This window comes from Compostimonas suwonensis (assembly GCF_002797855.1).
Classification (GTDB): Bacteria; Actinomycetota; Actinomycetes; order Actinomycetales; family Microbacteriaceae; genus Compostimonas; species Compostimonas suwonensis.
Map to the genome: position 1 here is coordinate 306665 of NZ_PGFB01000002.1, position 17807 is coordinate 324471.

19 protein-coding genes are annotated in these 17807 nt (G+C 69.5%); 8 read left to right on the forward strand and 11 right to left on the reverse strand.

Translation table 11 applies throughout. From position 1 onward, the window contains the following. The first annotated feature begins 23 nt into the window (after positions 1-23). Positions 24-713 carry a DedA family protein gene (locus tag CLV54_RS05225; protein ID WP_100343892.1) on the forward strand — a complete coding sequence of 230 codons (690 nt, stop codon included), beginning with the start codon at positions 24-26 and terminating at the stop codon, positions 711-713. 15 nt (positions 714-728) lie between these two features. On the opposite strand, the gene CLV54_RS05230 is transcribed toward CLV54_RS05225, so the two are convergent. The 5 genes from CLV54_RS05230 to CLV54_RS05250 all read right to left on the reverse strand — a co-directional run bounded on the left by CLV54_RS05230 (position 729) and on the right by CLV54_RS05250 (position 4726). Then, positions 729-1652: an ABC transporter substrate-binding protein gene (locus tag CLV54_RS05230; RefSeq protein ID WP_100343893.1), complete on the reverse strand. Its 924-nt coding sequence runs from the start codon at positions 1650-1652 to the stop codon at positions 729-731. Continuing rightward, entirely contained in the window at positions 1652-2392 is a 741-nt protein-coding gene (locus tag CLV54_RS05235) for an ABC transporter permease (protein WP_100343894.1), read from the reverse strand. The genes CLV54_RS05230 and CLV54_RS05235 overlap by 1 nt, the downstream gene beginning before the upstream one ends. Further along, positions 2389-3078, reverse strand: a complete 690-nt coding sequence (locus tag CLV54_RS05240) for an ABC transporter permease (RefSeq protein ID WP_100343895.1) — start codon at positions 3076-3078, stop codon at positions 2389-2391. Before CLV54_RS05240 ends, CLV54_RS05235 begins: the two co-directional genes overlap by 4 nt. Beyond that, entirely contained in the window at positions 3075-3887 is an 813-nt protein-coding gene (locus CLV54_RS05245) for an ABC transporter ATP-binding protein (RefSeq protein WP_100343896.1), read from the reverse strand. Before CLV54_RS05245 ends, CLV54_RS05240 begins: the two co-directional genes overlap by 4 nt. Positions 3888-4066: 179 nt before the next feature. After that, positions 4067-4726 carry a TetR/AcrR family transcriptional regulator gene (locus CLV54_RS05250; RefSeq protein ID WP_245861379.1) on the reverse strand — a complete coding sequence of 220 codons (660 nt, stop codon included), beginning with the start codon at positions 4724-4726 and terminating at the stop codon, positions 4067-4069. A gap of 109 nt (positions 4727-4835) precedes the next feature. Between CLV54_RS05250 and CLV54_RS05255 the strand changes: the two genes are divergently transcribed. Further along, the gene (locus CLV54_RS05255; protein WP_100343898.1) at positions 4836-5894 is read left to right on the forward strand and encodes an App1 family protein phosphatidate phosphatase; all 1059 of its coding nucleotides are present in this window, start codon (positions 4836-4838) and stop codon (positions 5892-5894) included. A 203-nt stretch (positions 5895-6097) separates the two neighbouring features. Here CLV54_RS05255 and CLV54_RS05260 read toward each other — a convergent pair whose 3' ends face one another. Next, on the reverse strand, positions 6098-6445 hold the full coding sequence (locus CLV54_RS05260; RefSeq protein ID WP_100343899.1) for a helix-turn-helix domain-containing protein: 348 nt from the start codon (positions 6443-6445) through the stop codon (positions 6098-6100). Positions 6446-6510: 65 nt separating this feature from the next. Between CLV54_RS05260 and map the strand changes: the two genes are divergently transcribed. The 5 genes from map (at position 6511) to CLV54_RS05285 (ending at position 11294) form a co-directional block, all read left to right on the forward strand. Next, positions 6511-7290, forward strand: coding sequence for a type I methionyl aminopeptidase (map, locus tag CLV54_RS05265; RefSeq protein ID WP_100343900.1), 780 nt, complete (start codon positions 6511-6513; stop codon positions 7288-7290). Between the two features lie 138 nt (positions 7291-7428). Next, entirely contained in the window at positions 7429-8565 is a 1137-nt protein-coding gene (locus CLV54_RS05270; protein ID WP_100343901.1) for a winged helix DNA-binding domain-containing protein, read from the forward strand. A 34-nt stretch (positions 8566-8599) separates the two neighbouring features. Further along, on the forward strand, positions 8600-9646 hold the full coding sequence (locus CLV54_RS05275; protein WP_100343902.1) for an FUSC family protein: 1047 nt from the start codon (positions 8600-8602) through the stop codon (positions 9644-9646). 7 nt (positions 9647-9653) lie between these two features. Further along, on the forward strand, positions 9654-10604 hold the full coding sequence (locus CLV54_RS05280; RefSeq protein ID WP_100343903.1) for an alpha/beta fold hydrolase: 951 nt from the start codon (positions 9654-9656) through the stop codon (positions 10602-10604). Positions 10605-10613: 9 nt separating this feature from the next. Further along, positions 10614-11294 (forward strand): TMEM175 family protein, encoded by a 681-nt coding sequence (locus tag CLV54_RS05285; RefSeq protein WP_100343904.1) that lies wholly within the window; start codon positions 10614-10616, stop codon positions 11292-11294. Positions 11295-11361: 67 nt separating this feature from the next. Here CLV54_RS05285 and CLV54_RS05290 read toward each other — a convergent pair whose 3' ends face one another. Continuing rightward, entirely contained in the window at positions 11362-11916 is a 555-nt protein-coding gene (locus CLV54_RS05290) for a YceI family protein (protein WP_100343905.1), read from the reverse strand. 139 nt (positions 11917-12055) lie between these two features. Further along, positions 12056-13225 (reverse strand): glycoside hydrolase family 3 N-terminal domain-containing protein, encoded by a 1170-nt coding sequence (locus CLV54_RS05295; protein WP_100343906.1) that lies wholly within the window; start codon positions 13223-13225, stop codon positions 12056-12058. Positions 13226-13338: 113 nt separating this feature from the next. On the opposite strand from CLV54_RS05295, the gene CLV54_RS05300 reads away from it, so the two are divergent. Then, positions 13339-14310, forward strand: coding sequence for an NAD(P)H-quinone oxidoreductase (locus tag CLV54_RS05300; RefSeq protein WP_100343907.1), 972 nt, complete (start codon positions 13339-13341; stop codon positions 14308-14310). A gap of 15 nt (positions 14311-14325) precedes the next feature. Here CLV54_RS05300 and CLV54_RS05305 read toward each other — a convergent pair whose 3' ends face one another. The 3 genes from CLV54_RS05305 to CLV54_RS05315 form a co-directional block, all read right to left on the reverse strand. Beyond that, positions 14326-15306 carry a carbohydrate ABC transporter permease gene (locus CLV54_RS05305; protein WP_100344387.1) on the reverse strand — a complete coding sequence of 327 codons (981 nt, stop codon included), beginning with the start codon at positions 15304-15306 and terminating at the stop codon, positions 14326-14328. 41 nt (positions 15307-15347) lie between these two features. Continuing rightward, positions 15348-16283: a carbohydrate ABC transporter permease gene (locus CLV54_RS05310; RefSeq protein WP_211294455.1), complete on the reverse strand. Its 936-nt coding sequence runs from the start codon at positions 16281-16283 to the stop codon at positions 15348-15350. Between the two features lie 125 nt (positions 16284-16408). After that, positions 16409-17779, reverse strand: a complete 1371-nt coding sequence (locus tag CLV54_RS05315) for an extracellular solute-binding protein (protein WP_100343909.1) — start codon at positions 17777-17779, stop codon at positions 16409-16411. Positions 17780-17807: the final 28 nt, after the last annotated feature.

The following is a 17807-nucleotide window of genomic DNA, read 5'->3' on the forward strand; positions in this document are numbered from 1 at the left end:
TGCGCACCCCTATGCTCGGAAGGATGAACGACATCCTGAGCTGGATCCTCGACACGGTTCAGAATGTCGACCCGGTGCTGCGCACGGCGCTCGCGGGCCTCGGGATCCTGCTCGAGACCTCGATCCTCATCGGTCTCATCGTTCCCGGCGACACGATCGTGCTCGTCACGAGCACGGGGGTGAGCAACCCTGTCGAGTACTGGGCGCTCATCGTCACGGTGGTCGTCGGCGCCCTCATCGGCGAGAGCATCGGCTTCGCGATCGGGCGGTTCTTCGGCCCCAAGATCCGGGCGAGCCGGCTCGGGCAGAGGATCGGCGAGCAGAACTGGGATCGTGCCGAGCGCTATCTCGCCAGACGCGGAGGGATCGCCGTCTTCCTCTCCCGCTTCCTGCCCGTGCTGCACTCGCTCATCCCGGTGACCGTCGGCACGAGCCCCATGCGCTACCGCACGTTCATGGCCTGGACGGTTCCGGCGAGCATCATCTGGGCCTTCGCCTACGTCTCCGTGGGAACCTTCGCGGCCGGCGGCTACCGCGAGATGTCCGAGAGGCTGCACTTCGCCGGCTACGTCTTCGTCGGCGTGATCGTGGTCTTCGCCGTCGTGGTCTTCGTGGTCAAGAAGCTGCTGCAGCGCAGTCAGGAACGGCACATGCGCGCAGAGCACGAAGGGTCGGATGCCGCGGCATCCGACCCTTCGATCGACGAGCAGTAGCTCAGCAGTACGCCTCTAGAAGAGCGCCTTCTCGTCGAGCCAGTTCTTCGCGATCACGTCGGCCGACTCCTGGTCGTTGACGCTCTGCGCGTTCATCGAGACGAGGTCTTCGGGGGTCATCGCGGCGCTCACCGTGTTGATGATCGCAGCGATGTCGTCGGTCACCTTGTCGCTTGCGAGCGGCACGACGTTCGAGGCGAGGAAGAGCCCCTTCGGATCGGCGAGCGTCACGAGGTCGTTGGCCTTGATGTTGGGGTCGGCGCTGTAGATGTTGACGAGCTGCACCTGATCGTCGACGAGGGCCTTGAGCGTGAGCGGTCCGCCGCTGTCCTCGATCGGGGTGAAGCCGACTGTCGCGCCGTAGACGTCTTTGAGCCCGGTCGGGCCGTAGGGTCGCGTCTCGAGCTCGGAGTTGCCGCCGAGCGTGAGCGGTGTGGTCACCGAGGCGAGATCGGCGAGGCTCGTCACGTTGTTGGCCTCGGAGAAGGTGCGCGTGACGTTGTAGGAGTCCTGGTCGGTCGCCGGCGACTGGTCGAGCACACGGAGGCCGTCGGGCAGCACACCCTGAAGCGCGGCGAAGACGTCGTCGCTGGTGCGCGCCGTCGTGCTCTCGTCGTAGAACTGGAGGAGGTTTCCCGTGTACTCCGGGAAGAGATCGATGGAGCCGCTCTCGACCTCGGGCAGGTACACCTCGCGCTGCCCGATGCGGAAGTCGCGCTGCACATCGATGTCGTTGGCCTCGAGGGCCTGTGCGTAGATCTCGGCGATGATCTCGTTCGAGTAGTAGTCCTGCGAGCCGATCACGATCGTCTCGGACGAGGCGCTGTCGCTCGAACTACCGCCGTCCAGCGGATCACCGGACGCACACCCTGCCAGGGCAACTGCTGCCCCGACCGCGACGACTCCGAGAGCCAGCCGGCCTTTTCCTGCTGTGAACATCATTTCTTCCCTTCTTCGATGGGTTGTCCCACCACCGCACGCGACCGGGATGGCCGTGTGCGGACTTCTTGCACCGCCGCCGCGCGAACTCCGGCGGGGACGACGAGCCTCTGCGTCAGTGCGAGGAGGCCGTCGAGGACGAGGGCGAGGATCACGACGAGGATCGAGCCGCCGAGAGCCTCGGCGTAGTCCTGCGTCTTGATCCCCTGGAAGAGGTAGCGGCCGAGGCCCACGTCGGCCACGTAGGCCGCGAGCGTCGCCGTGGCGACGATCTGCAGCGTCGCGGCGCGGACTCCCCCGATGAGCAGGGGCAGACCGAGCGGCAGCTCCACCTTGGTGACGATCTGCAGCTCGGTCATGCCGAGCGACCGTGCGGCGTCGACCGTGCGCCGGTCGATCGCCTCGAAGCCCGAGTACGCGCCGGCGAGGAGCGACGGGATCGCGAGGATGACGAGTGAGATGATCGGCGCCGTCAGGCCGATGCCCACCCAGAGGCCCACGAGCGTCAGGACGCCGAGGGTGGGCAGGGCGCGCAGGCCGCCCGAGACCGCGACCGCGAACCCCCGGCCCTTGCCCGTGTGACCGATGACCATACCGATCGGCAGGGCGATGACGGCGGCGATCACGAGAACCACGAAGGTCACGTAGAGCTGTTCGGCGAAGCGGGTGGGGATGCCCGAGGGGCCGCTCCAGTTGACGGGGTCGGCGATCCAGGCGATCGCGTCGAGGAAGAGGTTCACGCGGCATCCACCGCCTCGGACTGCGCCCGGCGGGCGAGCCGCCGAGCCCGCGCGTCGACCCGGGTCCACGGGAGCACGAGCCGCCCGATCAGCACGCTCAGGAAGTCGAGGATCAGGGCCAGCGCCACCGTCATGACGATGCCCGTGATGATCTCCACCTGGATGTTCCGCTGGAAGCCATCGGTGAACAGACTGCCGAGGCTGCGCACTCCCAGCACGGCGCCCACCGTCACGAGGCTCACCGTGCTCACGATGACGACCCGCAGCCCCGCGAGCAGCACGGGGCCGGCGAGCGGGAGCTCGACGTGCCAGAACCGCCCCCACCCCGAGTAGCCGAGAGCCGTCGCCGACTGCCGCACGTCGGCCCCCACCGAGGTGAAGGCGTCGGCGGCCGTGCGCACGAGAAGGGCGACCCCGTAGAGGGTGAGGGCCACGATGACGTTGATCGGCGACCGGGCGCCGGTGCCGAGGATCGCCGGCAGGATGATGAGCAGCGGCAGGGACGGGATCGCGTAGAGCAGCCCGACGATCGTGAGCAGGACCCCGCGGGAGAGGCGGTAGCGGTAGGCCACCCAGCCGAGCGGCACGGCGAGCACGAAGCTCAGCACGATGGGGGGCAGACTCAGCGCGAGATGCGTGAGAGTCAGCTCCCAGACGAGGTCGAGGTTCGACCAGAGCCAGTTCACGGTGCGAGGACTCCGGCCGGTCTGCCGTCGCCGTCGAGGACGACCCGCCGGTCGCTGCTCTCGTCGAGGTGCAGCACGCGCTTGCCGCGGTCGGCGCCGATGAAGCTCGCCACGAACTCGTTGGCCGGATTGGCCAGGATCTCGGTGGGCGAGCCGACCTGCTCGATGTGGCCGCCCTTGCGCAGGATGACGACCTGGTGGCCGAGCAGGAAGGCCTCGTCGATGTCGTGGGTGACGAAGACGATCGTCTTGTCGAGCTCGCGCTGCAGGCGGATGAGCTCCTGCTGCAGCTCCGAGCGCACGATCGGGTCGACGGCGCCGAAGGGCTCGTCCATGAGCAGGATGTTGGGGTCGGCGGCGAGCCCGCGCGCCACACCGACGCGCTGCTGCTGACCGCCCGAGAGCTGACTCGGGTAGCGGTCGGCGAGGGAGCGGTCGAGGCCGACGGTGTCGAGCAGCGCGAGCGCGTTCGCCCGGGCCACCGACTTCGTGACGCCGTTGAGCATGGGCACCGTCGCGACGTTGTCGACGACCTTGCGGTGCGGCAGCAGCCCCGAGTTCTGCATGACGTAGCCGATGCGGCGACGCAGCGCGACGGGCGCGAGGGTCGAGATGTCTTCGTCGTCGATCGTGATCGTGCCCGCGGTCGGGTCGATCATACGGTTGACCATACGCAGAAGGGTGGTCTTGCCGCATCCGGACGACCCCACGAACACCGTGGTCTTACGGGAGGGGAGCACGAGGCTGAAGTCGTCCACCGCACGGGTTCCGTCTGGATACTTTTTCGTCACTGAGCGGAACTCGATCATCCTTGCGGCTCATTTCTCGGGAGTCTTCGGAACAATTCGGTCGGGGCGTAGGTCGAGCACATCAACCCAAACACCATTCGGAGCGGATGGCAAAGAAGATGTCCCACCGTTGCGAAATCGTGGCAACCGTGGTTAGGGGCAACCATGCCACCCACCCCCGACATTCCCGATCGGCGAAATCAGCCGCGCGGCTCCGGCTCGCCGTAGTGGCCCACGAGGTAGTCGCGCACCGCGGAATGCGTCTCCGAGATGAACCGCTCGTCACCGGGCGGGCCGTCGGCGAAGGCCCGCCCGAGCAGGGCGTTGCCGATCTCGACGCACACCTCCAGGTGGAAGATGAGGTCGTCGCTCTCCGGCATCCCGAAGGTGCCCGAGAGCAGCTGAGCGAGCTGACGCGCGAAATAGCCGTCTCCGAACTCCTCGTCGCCGACGAAGGGCGCGCGCACCTTGTCGTCGTAGCGCACGATCCGGAATCCGGCCTCGGTGCGGTACATGGCGACACTCGCGGTGAGCGCCGCGTCGACGGCCTCGAGCCAGCTGGGGGGTTCCGCCGCCTGGATCTCCTCGATCACCCGCTCGCGGAAGCGCAGCACCGCACGATCGCGCAGGGCCTGCAGTACCGCGACCCGGTCGGGGAAGTAGCGGTAGACGGTACCGATCGAGGCTCCGGAGCGCTCGGCGACCATGGCCGTCGTGATCCGATCGATGCCGATCTCGTCGACGACCACCGCCGCGGCATCCAAGAGCGTGTCGAGCCGTTGCGCGCTGCGCTGCTGAACGGGCTCATTCCGCACGACAGAGGCCGACGTGGGGCCGTCGGCATTGATTGATCGTCTCACCGGCACCTTTTATCCTCCCCTGCCACGCTCAACAGAATAGATTGCGCGAGCCCTCCCCGCAGAGCCATCGGAGGCGATTCGCAGGCCCAGATCGTGAAAGACTGAGGCAATGCCACGCCAAGCCCCCGCAGAGCACAACTCTGGCGCGGTCCCCCTGCCGCACTGGGCGGCGCGACTCGAAGACCGGGTGCACGAGTGGCGCGAGCGCCGGGTGCGCAAACGCGGATACCTGACGACCGTCATCCCCTACACCGGCTACGGCTCGGGCGAATGGGTGCGCGTGCTGGGCCGGGTGCTGCTCACGAAGCCGGTCAAACCCGGCAGCAGGGCCGAGAGGCTGCGGGCCAAGCGCGACCAGAGCATCCGGGGCTGGCGCAGCTTCACGAGCGTTCCCGTCAACGACGTGACCGTCACGATCGAGATCGACGGTCACAGCCACAGCGTGCAGGCCGATCGCGGCGGGGTCGTCGACACCGTCGTACCGGTGGCGCTGACCCCCGGCTGGCACACCGCGACCATGCGCACCGACGACTCGATCGTCGTGGAGGCCCCGGTCTACGTCGTCGCGCCCGACGCCCGCTTCGGCATCGTCTCCGACGTCGACGACACCGTTATGGTCACGGCTCTCCCCCGCCCCCTGCTCGCGGCCTGGAACACCTTCGTGCTCGACGAGCACGCGCGCATCCCGACGCCCGGCATGGCCGTTCTGCTCGAACGGCTCGCGAGCGAGAACCGCGGATGCCCCGTCATCTACCTCTCGACGGGCGCCTGGAACGTGGCGCCGACCCTCACCCGCTTCCTCTCCCGCAACCTCTATCCGGCCGGCGCCCTGCTGCTGACCGACTGGGGCCCCACGCACGACAGGATGTTCCGGAGCGGCCGCCTGCACAAGGAGCAGAGCCTGCGGCGGCTCGCCGACGAGTTCCCCGACATCCGCTGGCTGCTCATCGGCGACGACGGGCAGCACGACGAGGAGATCTACGGGCAGTTCGCGCGCGAGCGCCCCGAGGCGGTCGCCGCCGTCGCGATCCGGCAGCTCTCCCCCGGCGAGGCCGTGCTCGCGGGCGGGCGCTCCAAGGCCGAGGCGCACGACAGCGGTGTGCCCTGGGTGTATGCGCCCGACGGCGCGGGTCTCTCCGACCAGCTCACCGAGCACGGCCTGATCTAGGGCCCACGTGTCCCCCTCGCCGCGCCGCCCGGCCGATGCCCCACGCCCGATGAACCAACCGGGGCAATTCAGGCTGAACGGCTGCTCGCGGCGCCCTATGCCGCGTGTTGCCCGCGAGACGCGCGACCGGCCTGAGCTCCCGGCAGGGGTTATGGGAGGAGACGCACGCACTGCCCCGGATCCTCCGACGCGGCCGCGAGAGCTCAGGAGGCCAGTCGCTCGCGTGCGCCGCGGCGGGAGCCGGTCGGCTCGACGCCGCGCTCGGGCCGGCCGACCTCGGCCCCGCCAACCTCCGTGCTGTCGACATCGGGCCGGTTGACCTCGGCCCAGACGACATCCAGCGAGAGGCCGAGCACCTCGGCGATCGCGGCGATGGTCGGGAACGCCGGGGTCGACACGCGGCCCGTCTCGATCTTCCGCAGGGTCTCCGGCGAGACGCCCGCGTCGAGCGCGATCTCGAGCATCGAGCGCTCCCCTCTGGCGTGACGCAGCAGGGCGCCGAGGCGCTGCCCGCGTGCGACCTCTGCGGGGGTGTGCGGCAGTCTGACCATGCTCCCGATTCTAGTACCGGGATAGTATGGCCGGTATAGTTATTGGTCCACGAGAAGGGCACCGTATGATCGAGATCCTGAACCCCGCCGAGCTGGAGAGGGCCCGGGGAGCCGGTGCCCTCGTCGCCGACATTCTGCAGACGCTCACGAGCCGCAGCACGGTCGGCACGAATCTCCTCGACATCGACCGGTGGGCGCAGGAGATGATCGTCCGGGCCGGCGCGCAGTCCTGTTACGTCGACTACGCGCCGTCCTTCGGGCGCGGGCCGTTCGGCCACTACATCTGCACTGCCGTCAACGACGCCGTGCTCCACGGCCTGCCGCACGACTACGCCCTCGCCGATGGCGACCTCCTGACGCTCGACCTCGCCGTGATCCACGACGGAATCGCCGCGGACTCAGCCATCAGCGTCATCGTGGGCGAGTCCCGGCCCGCGGAGAGCGTCGCGATGATCGACGCGACCGAGCGCGCCTTGAGCGCGGGGATCGCCGCCGCCGGGCCCGGGGCGCGCATCGGCGACGTCTCCCACGCCATCGGCTCAGTGCTCAGCGAGGCCGGATACCCGATCAACACCGAGTTCGGAGGCCACGGCATCGGATCGACGATGCACCAGGACCCGCACGTCTCGAACACCGGACGACCCGGCCGCGGGTACCGGCTGCGCCCCGGGCTTCTGCTCGCACTCGAGCCCTGGGTCATGGCCGACACCGCCGAGCTCGTCACCGACGCCGACGGGTGGACGCTCCGAAGCGCGACGGGCTGCCGCACGGCGCACAGCGAGCACACGATCGCCATCACCGACGACGGCGCCGAGATCCTCACCCTGCGCCAGCCGATCGCCTGACCCCTCTCTCCCGGAAACTCAAAACGACGGAGATTCTGCCGAATTCGAACCCTTTCGCGCCTTAAAGCCCGGAATTCGGCAGAATCTCCGTCGTTTTGAGTAGCTGAGGCGCGCATCGGCGGCGGGCATACTGGCAGGATGCCCGTCACCCTCACCCGCTCGCAGCTGCTGCGCCTGCGCCTCGCGAGCCAGCTCCTGACCCGTCCCGCGGCCGGGAGCCCGGGTCGCACGGTCGCCGACGTCGTGCGCTGGATGAGCGCCATGCAGGGCCAGGACCTCCCCGGCGCCCTGTGGTCGGTCGGCGTGCGCACCCCGGGCAGCCGCGAGGAGCACGTGGTCGCGGCCTTCGATCGGGGCGAGATCGTGCGGAGCTGGCCGCTGCGCGGAACCCTGCACGTGCTCCCGCCGGAGGAGCTCCGCGGCATCCTGAGCCTCACCGGGGCGCGCACGATAGCGAGCGCCGCGAGACGCGAGCGCGAGCTCGGCCTCGACGAGTCGATCGTCGAGGCCGCCCGCTCGGTCGCGCACGAGGTGCTCGGAGGCGGGCGGGCGCTGAGACGCGACGCGCTCTTCGCCGAGTTCGAGAGCCGCGGCATCCGCGCCGGCGCTCAGGTGGGCTACCACCTGCTCTGGAACCTGTCGCTCAGCGGAACCGTTGTGCTCGGGCCGATCGAGGGCACAGAGCAGCTCGTCGTGCTGCTCGAGGAGTGGGTGCCGCCGGCTCCGGAGCGCGACGCCGACGAGGTGCTCGGATCGCTCGCCCACCGCTACGTTCTCAGCCACGGCCCCGTGACGGTCGCCGATCTCGCGTGGTGGACGAAGCTCCCCCTCACCCGGGCCAGGAGAGGCCTGGAGATCGCGCGTAAACGGGGTCGGGCCGGCGATGCACTGGCCGAGGTGCGCTACGGCGACGCGAGCCTGTGGCTGTCGGCGGCGACGCTCGAGGCCGCGGCGCCGTCGGTCACGACGCTCGCCCTGCCGGGCTTCGACGAGTTGCTGCTCGGTTACGCCGATCGCGGAGCGCAGCTCGACGAGGTCCATGCTCAGCGCGTCGTGCCCGGCAACAACGGCATGTTCCGCCCGACGATCGTCGTCGGCGGCCGCGTGCGCGGAACCTGGACGAAGAAGCGGTCGGCGCGCGGCCTCACGATCACGCCGGAGCCGTTCGAGCCGCTGAGCCCGCGCGCTCTCGGCGGCTTCGAACGGGCCATCGCGGGCTACGGCCGCTTCCTCGGCACGCCGATCCGGAACGCGGCCGCCGCCGCCGCGCCCTGAGGGCCGGCCGTCGCGCCCGCGCTAGCCTGAGGGCGTGCGATTCATCTCCAGCCTCCGAACGTCGTCGCGGGTGCCCTTCCTGCAGGTCGTCAAGACGACCGTCGCGACCCTGCTCGCCTGGCTCATCGCAGCGGCGGTCTTCCCGGGCACCCTGCCGATCTTCGCGGCCATCGCAGCGCTCATCGTCGTGCAGCCGAGCGTCAACCAGTCGTTCGGCAAGGCGATCGAGCGCAGCGTCGGCGTCATCCTCGGGGTGCTCGTCGCCACGATCATCGGCGCCATCTTCGGCACGGGCGACTGGATCGTCCTGCTCACGGTGGTCGTCGCCATCCTCATCGCCTGGGTGCTGCGGCTGGGTCCCGGCTCGGCGAGTCAGATCCCGATCAGTGCGATGCTCGTGCTCGCGATCGGCGCCGGCAAACCCGACTACGCCGTCGAGCGCATCATCGAGACGATCATCGGCGCGGCGATCGGGCTCGTCGTCAACGTGCTCATCGTGCCGCCCGTGCTCGTCGAGCCCGCCAATCGCGCGATCGCGCAGCTGACCGCGAACTCCGCCCTCGTGATCGACCAACTCGCCGACGCGCTCACGACCCCGCAGAGCCCCGGGCAGCTGGAGCAGCTCCTGACCGACGCCCGAGCGCTGCGCGACGAGCGGGATGCCGCGGCGGGCGCGGTCGCGCAGGCGACGGACAGCCTCACCCTCAACCCGCGCAGCGCCCGGCATCGCGTGACCCTGCACCACGACGAGGAGTTCCTGCTTCTGCTCTCGGGCATCATCACGCGCGAGATCGGCATGGTGCGAGCCGTGCACGACCACTACGACGACGGGCTGAGGACCGAGCCGACGGTGCGCGCGATCGCCGTGGAGCTCACGCGGGCGGCGCACGACCTGCGGCTGCGCGCCGACGAGATCGGGAGGGACCCCTCGGCCTCGCCCACCCGCGCCGCGCACACCGCCGAGCTGCCCGCGCTGACCGCGCCCCTCACCGTCGCGAAGCCGCACCCCGACCACTGGATCCTCATCGGCTCGCTGCTCGAAGACCTGCGCCGCATCCGCGAGGAGATCGTCGGCGAGTGACGTGCCCATGACGAACGGCACGCCGGCCACGGCGGAGTACTGCCCCCGCGACATCCTGGGCGACGAGACGCTGCTCGGCCTCGTGAGCTCCCGGGTCGACACGGCGCTCGGGCCCGTCGCCGTGCGGCATCGCGCACAACGCCGGATGCCGGTCGCCGTCGTCTTCCTGCACGGCGCGGCGGGCTCGTGGTCGACGTGGTCGCCTCTGCTCGCGACCGCCCGCGCCCAGGCCGTCGAGCTGCCCGACGTGATCGCCCTCGACCTGCCCGGCTGGGGCGACTCGCCTCTGCCTCACGACGACGACGCCCTCACCCTCGACGCCATCGCGGAGGTCATCCGCGGGATCTGCGAGGGTCTCGGCTACACCCGCTGGCACGTGGTCGGCCATTCGATGGGCGGCTTCATAGCGCTGCACCTGGCTGCGCTCTGGCCGCAGCGAGTGCTCTCGGCGACCCTCGTCTCGGGAACGGTGCTCGCTGTGTCGACGACGGTCGCGCATCCTGTGCGGCGCTTCGGCGTCATCCCCTGGTTCGCGATGCTCCTGGGCATCATGCGGCTGCTGGCCCGCCTCGACTCCGCCGGCCGGGCGCTCGTGCTCGCCGCCGACCGTGCGGGTCTCATGCGCCCGGCGATGTGGCCCCTGTTCCGGCACGGTCTGCGCGTTCGGCGCTCTGTGCTGCACGCGCTCGCCGTCGAGGTGCGGCCCCGGTCGTTCGTGCTCGCCACGAGTCTCGCAGAGGGATACGAGCTGCGCCGTGCCCGCGAGGTGCGCTGCCCGGTCACTCTGTCGCGCGGCCGACGGGACTCCTTCGTGCCCTCCGCCGAGCTGCGCGCGCTGCGCCGGATGATCCCGCAGGCACGGGTCGTCGAGATCGCCGACTGCGGTCACTTCTCGCACATCGAGCACCCGGCACGCGCACTGGAGCTCATCACCGGTGCCATCGCCGCCGCTCGCTAGACTTCCCGCATGAGAAGACGCAGGCCGTCGCTGGACGACCGACCGATCTCCACCCGACGGCTCGAGGCGTTCACCGACGGCGTCTTCGCGATCGCCGCGACTCTTCTGGTGCTCGACCTCTCGGTCGACACGCTCACGGGTGTCACGGATGACGCGCAGCTGGCGGATGCGCTGAGCGACATGCTGCCCACCTTCGCGAGCTTCGTCATCAGCTTCCTCGTGCTGGGCATGTTCTGGGGCATCCATGTGCGGCAGTTCGAGTACATCCGGAAGGTCGACAGGACCCTCATCACCCTGAACACCTTCCGGCTGCTGTTCGTGGTGCTCATCCCCTTCACGACGAGCGTCAACGCCGACTTCCAGAGCGAGCTGCTGGGCCGCCTGCTCCTGCCCGTCAACGTGCTCGTCGTGAGCGCGATCGGCGCCTTCCAGTGGTTCTACGCGACCCGGGACCGTGATCTGGTCCCCTCGGTCGACGAGGCGGAGCTGCGCGAGAACCGCACCGGCGCCTTCGCGGCGATCTTCATCGCCGTGCTCGTCGTGATCGCCTCGATCTGGATCGGCTCGTTCGCGTTCTTCCTCTTCTTCCTCAACCCCGTGGCCGACGCGTTCGTCGCGAGGCGTGCCGAACGCAGAGCGCCCCCGGCCGACCATCTCCCGGCCGAGGGGACGCCACGACCCGAGGCGTGACGGCCTCCTTGACGACAGACGAGGACCCCGCTCCCGCGGGATCCTCGTCGTCTGTGCGGAAGGCCGCCTACTTCTCGAGCAGGGCCTGCAGCTCGAGGGTGATCGTGACCTTGTCGCCGAGCAGCACGCCGCCGGTCTCGAGGGCCGCGTTGTAGTTGAGGCCGAAGTCCTCGCGGTTGATGACGGTCGTGGCCGTCGCGCCCGCCTTCGTGTTGCCGTAGGGGTCCCCGCCGAAGCCGCCGAACTCGAAGTCGAAGGTGACCGGCTTGGTGACGCCGCGGATGGTGAGGTCGCCGTCGACGAGGAAGTCGCCGTCGTCGTGGCGGGCGCCGGTCGAGACGAACTCGATGGTGGGGTGGTTCTCGGCGTCGAAGAAGTCGCCCGTGCGGAGGTGTCCGTCGCGGTTCGGCTCGTTGGTGTCGACCGAGGCGACCAGCGCCTTCGCGGTCACGCTCGACTCGAGCGGGTTCTCCGCGGTCACGAAGGTCGCGTCGAAGTCCTTGAAGGTGCCGCGGACCTTGCTGATCATCAGGTGGCGAACCGTGAAGCTCACCTCGGAATGCGCCTTGTCGATGGTCCAGGTTCCTGCGATGTAGCCGGGGATGCTGATGGTGTCTGCCATGGAGGTCTCCTAACGTCACGGATTACGGATCCTGAGGGGAACTCCTCAGGTAAAGGGGTGGCCCCCAGAGAGCTACAAGCAAGTGGACACGTCATCTATTCCTGGAAATCTCGAACGATTCGGGATTCGTGGAGAACCCTTATGACCCGTCCGCGCCGAGGGAGAGCCGCAGGAGCAGCAGCTTCATGACGTCGGCGTCGACGAGCTCCTCGGGGAGCCGGCCCGAGCGCACCGCGTTCGCGAGCCCGGCGATGAGCGCGGCGGGGTCGACCCCCGACACCTCGGGATCGGCGGCGAGCACGTAGAGCAGCATCGTGTTGCCCGCCGCGAGGGCCCGGATCGCGTTCTCGATCGGGTCGGCGTACTCCGGCAGCCCCGTGTGCTGGAGCATGAGCATGTCGTCGGTGACGGTCACCCCGTCGAAGCCGAGCTCGTCGCGGAGGATGTCGTGCCAGCGCTGGGAGAGGCTCGCGGGCGCAGGGTCGACGGCGGTGTAGGCGAGGTGGCCGAACATCACGACGGGTGCGCCCGCGTCGATGCCCGCCCGGAACGGCGGGGCGACCTCGGCCTCCCACGTCTCATAGCTCAGATCGGTGGCCGGGATCGTGTCGTGCGAGTCGCCGGGCGCCGCCCCGTGCCCCGGGAAGTGCTTGAGGGTCGTGAGCACGCGTCCGCGCTCGGCGGCGACCGCGGCGGCGACCCGCTCGCTCGCGGACTGCGGGTCGGTGCCGAGCACACGGTCGGCGATGAACGACGAGGGATCGGCCGTGACATCCGCGACCACCCCGAAGTTGATGTCGACGCCCACCGATCGCAGCAGGTCCCCGCGCCCGGTGAAGGCCGCCTGGGCCTCGGCGGCGGGGAGGGCCTGCAGCACGTCCGCTCCGGCGAACTGGTCGTAGGGCAGGCGCGTGACGTCGCCGCCCTCCTCGTCGATGCCCGTGAGCACGGGAAGCGCCGGGTCTGCGCTCAGCTGCGCGGTGAGCGTCGCCAGCTCCTCGGGGGTGCCCGGGATGTTGTCGCCCATGAGGATGAACCCGCCGAGGCCGTGGGCGTCGACGAAGGACCGGAGCGCGGCGGCGTCGGTTCCCGGGTAGTGCAGCATCAGGAGGCTCGCGATCCTCTGCTCGACCGTCATCGCGTCGAGCCGCCGGGTGGCCTCGACCAGCACCGGATCGATCGTGGGGGTCGGGGTCGCCGAGGGGGTCGGCCGCACGGAGGCCGATGCGGATCGCGAGGGCTCGACGGTCGCGGCGGTCGTGCACGCGCTCACGCCCACGGCGCACAGCAGCGCGACCGCTGTCGCCATCGCAGCTCGCCTCACGAGTGGCGAGTCTATCCTGCGGGATCCGGCGCCGCGCCGGGCTGACAGGATGCGAGGAAAGTCTCCCCCGCCCGTGGTGCGGCCTCTAAAGTGGTGACGTGAAAGCCATCGTCATCACCGAACCGGGCGGGCCCGACGTGCTCCGGCTCGACGACGTGCCGGAGCCGCAGCTGCAACCCGGGCACGTGATCATCGAGGTCGCCGCGGCCGGCGTCAACCGCGCCGACCTGGGTCAGCGAGCGGGCAGCTATCCGCCCCCACCCGGCGCTCCCGCGTGGCCGGGGCTCGAGATCTCGGGAACGATCGTCGCCGTCGAGTCGGCCGCCTCGCGCTACCGGGTCGGCGACGAGGTCTGCGCGCTGCTCGCGGGCGGAGGCTACGCCGAGCGCGTCGTCGTGAACGAGGCGCACGTGCTGCCGGTGCCGGCGGGAGTGCCCCTCGTGGATGCCGCGGCCCTGCCCGAGGCGCTCGCGACCGTGTGGTCCAACGTCTTTATGCTCGCGGGGCTGCGCTCCGGCGAGACCCTGCTCGTCCACGGCGGATCGAGCGGCATCGGCACGGCCGCCATCCAGCTGGCCGCCGCCAGGGGCGCTCGGGTCGCGGTGACCGCGGGATCGGCCGCGAAGCTCGACGCCTGCGCGGCCCTCGGGGCCGACATCCTCATCGACTACACCACGGAGGACTTCGAGCAGCGGCTGCGCGACGAGACGGGCGGCGCAGACGTGATCCTCGACCTCGTCGGCGGCGCCTACCTGCACCGGAACCTCTCGAGCCTGCGGATGAACGGCCGGCTCGTCATCATCGCCAACCAGAGCCGGGAGAACGCGCCGCTGCCCATCCACCTGCTGATGAGGAAGCGCGCGAGCATCCACGGAACGACCCTGCGGGCGCGCCCGGACGCCGAGAAGGCGCAGATCATGTCGAGCCTCGAGAAGAACGTCTGGCCGATGATCGAGGCCGGCCTCGTCGAGCCCGTCGTCTCCGAGATCGTGCCCCTCGCCGATGCGGCCCGCGCCCACCAAATCCTCGAGGAGTCGGCTCACATCGGCAAGGTGCTGCTCGTCCCGTGACGGCGTGACGGCCGCCTAGCCCTTGACCGCCCCGCCCAGGCCAGCGCTGCGCAGGAACAGCCCCTGGAAGAGGACGAACAGGATGATCGGGATGAGCGTCGAGATCGCGAGGGCCGCGAGGTAGACGTCGAGCTCGATCGTCTGCTGCAGCAACGGGAGACGGACCGAGAGCGGCTGCACCTTGGGGTCCGCGAGCACGAGCGAGGGCCAGAGGTAGTCCTTCCAGGCCGCGATGATCGCGAACACCGAGACGACCCCCAGGATCGGCTTCGACATGGGCAGCACGATCGAGAAGAACAGGCGGAACGGCCCCGCGCCGTCGGTGCGTGCGGCCTCGAAGATCTCGGGCGGCAGGTTGTCGAAGAACCTCTTCACGAGGAGGATGTTGAACGCGCTCGCGCCCGCCGGCAGCCACACCGCCCAGAAGGTGTTGATGAGCGAGACGCCGAGGAACGGCACGTCGAGGATCGTCAGGTAGAGGGGCACGAGCAGCACGACGGCCGGCACGAAGAGCGTCGCGAGCACGAGCCCGTTGAGGATGGGGCCGTACTTGGGCTTGAGCACCGAGAGGGCGAAGCCGGCGGTCGTCGCGACGAGGATCTGGATGGCCCACGAGCCGAGGGCGACCCAGACGGTGTTGAGGAACTGCACGTCGAGGTGGATGGTCGACCACGCGGCCTGGAGGTTCTCCCAGTCGACGCCGTTCGGGAAGATCGCCATCGGGGTGCGCAGCGTGTCCTGGGTGGGAGTGATGGCCGCTTTGCCGAGCCAGAGGATCGGCCCGAGCCCCGTGAAGGCGAGGATCGCGAGCAGCACCACGTGCGAGGTGCGCAGGGAGCGCCGGATGCCGCGGCGGCGCCAGTCCGAGGGCGAGACGATCCCGCGGTCGTTCGAGTCGTCGGAGCCCCTGCCGCGCCGGCGTCGCGGCCGCCTCGACGGATCCTGCCCGGGATCCGCCCCGCCCGGCGCGGGCGAGGTCGTCGTGACGCGGAGGATCGACGGCTCGACGTCCGCGGGGCTGGTGTCGGTCGTCGAGGTCAATTCTGGCTCCAGGACTTGGTGAGACGGAAGTAGATGATCGAGAGCACGGCGAGGAACACCGCGAGCATAAGACTGAGCGCGGTCGCCGCGCCGTAGTCGCCGCCCAGGCTGTTCTGGAAGGCGTAGCGGTAGATGAGCAGCAGCAGGGTGACCGTCGAGTTCGCCGGGCCGCCCGCCGTGAAGAGGTAGGGCTCGAGGAACACCTGCGAGGTGCCGATGATCTGCAGGATGAGCGTGATGAGCAGGATGCCGCGCAGCTGCGGCAGCGTCACATGCCAGACCTTGCGCCAGATGCCGGCCCCGTCGACCTCCGCCGCGTCGTACAGCTCCGGTGCCACGCCGGTCAGCGCCGCGAGGTAGATGATGATCGTTCCGCCGGCCGCCGCCCAGGTCGCCTCGAGCACGAGGGAGGGCATGGCCATGCCGGCGTCCTGGATCCACGGGAAGGGGCCGAGCCCGATCCAGCCGAGCATGGTGTTGAAGACGCCCGTGGGGCTCGCGTCGTAGAAGAACTTCCAGAGCAGCACCGCGACGACGGGCGGCACGACGACCGGAAGGTAGGCGAGCGCGCTGTAGAGGCCTTTCGCGCGTTTCACCTCGCTCATGAGCACGGCCGCGATGAGCGGCAGCGGGTAGCCGAAGATGAGGGCGAGCAGCGCGAACCAGGCGGTGTTGCCGGTCGCCGTCCAGAACAGCGGGTCGTTCAGCACCTTCGCGAAGTTGTCGAGGCCCACGAAGGTCGGGTCGGTCACGAGGTTCGTCTTCTCGAAGCTCATGATGAAGGCGCGCACGATCGGGTACCACGCGAAGATCCCGAAGACGATGAGCATCGGCAGAAGGAAGACGAGGGTGGTGACGCCTCCCCCGCGCACCCAGGTGAGTGGGTTGCGTCGGCGTCTGGTCCTCGATCGGTCGCGGTCAATCGCGGTCATCGTGTGTCTCTCTGTGTACGGTGCTCGACGGCCCGGTGTCGGGCTCCGCCGTCTCACGGGGTGGGGTGGTGGCGCCCTCGGTCGGGCGCCACCACCTCGGTGCTGCTAGGACGAGGTCGTGCTCATCACTGGTCGGCGTCGATGAGCGCCTGCACGTCGGTGTTGACCTTCGCGAGCAGCGCATCGATGTCGGCGTTCTGGTCGGTCAGCACGGCCTGCACGACGGGGTCGAGCGCCGCGTACAGCTCCTGGCTGTGCACGGGCGGCTCGCCGACGATCGTGCGGCCCTCGTTGCCCTCGGCGAAGTACGCGACCTGATCCTGCGGGACGTTGATGTAGTCCTTGATCCACTCGCGCGACTGGTCGAGCGTCGCCTGGTCGAAGATCGGCAGCGCGGGTGTCCCGACCGCCTGGTCGGCGTCCGCGAGGACCTTCGCGTCGGCGATCGCCGCGTCCTCGTCGAGCAGCTTGCTGAGGTCGTAGAACTCGATCCACTTGACCGCGGCGTCCTTCACGGCGTCGTCGGCCTTGACGTTGACGACGTTGAGCGTTCCGCCGCCCATGACGGCGGCGTCGGGCGAGTCGCCCAGCGGGATCGCCGTGAGGCCGTAGTCGTCGGCGTCGAGGTTGTTCTCCCGCACGAGCGAGGTGAACAGGTCGGAGCCGCCCGTGTACATACCGATCTGCCCGGCCGCGAAGGCCTGGTTGATCGTGCCCCAGTCGAAGAGGAAGTTGCTGCCCATCGAGTTGTCGGTCCAGCGCAGCTCTTTGAGGAACTGCAGGGCTTCCTTCGTGGCCTCGTTGTCGGCGGTGACGGTCGTGGTGTCGCCGTCGATCTCCTCCATGCTGCCGCCGCGGGCCGCGGTCGCAGCGGTCAGCTGCCATCCGCCCGTGCCGTTCTGGGTCATCTGCATGTAGCCGGCCTGACCGGTCTTCTCCGAGATGGTCTTGGCGGCCTCGCGCACTTCGTCCCAGGTGGTCGGCGGCGAGTCGGGGTCGAGCCCGGCCTCTTCGAAGAGGGCCCTGTTGTACTCCAGGCCCATGCCGTACGCCTCGCGCGGAACGCCGTAGATCTGGCCGTCGGCATCCTGCACCGCGGCGAACACGCTCGGGTTGAACTTGTCGAAGTAGGGCAGCGCCTCGACCTGCTCGGTGATGTTGGCGAGCTGGCCCTGCGCGATGAGCGTCTTCGCGTCGGTCAGCGGGATGCGGAAGACGTCGGGCAGGGTTCCGCCGGCGAGCTGCGCGGCGAAGGTCGGTGCGGTCCACTCATACTCGACCCCTTCGACGTCGATGTCGGGGTTGAGCTTCTCGAATGCGGCGACCCGGGCGTCGAAGGCGTCGAACGCCGCCTGCTCGGTGCCGGGGATGAGGCTGACCACGGTGAGCTTCGTCTTGCCGCCGTCATCACCGCCGCCCGCTGAGCATCCGGCAAGAAGGCCGACACCGGTGAGGGCGACCGCAGCGAGTGCGACGGCCCGTCGTGGTGACTTCATTGTCGTGTTCCTTTCGTTGTGTGATGCT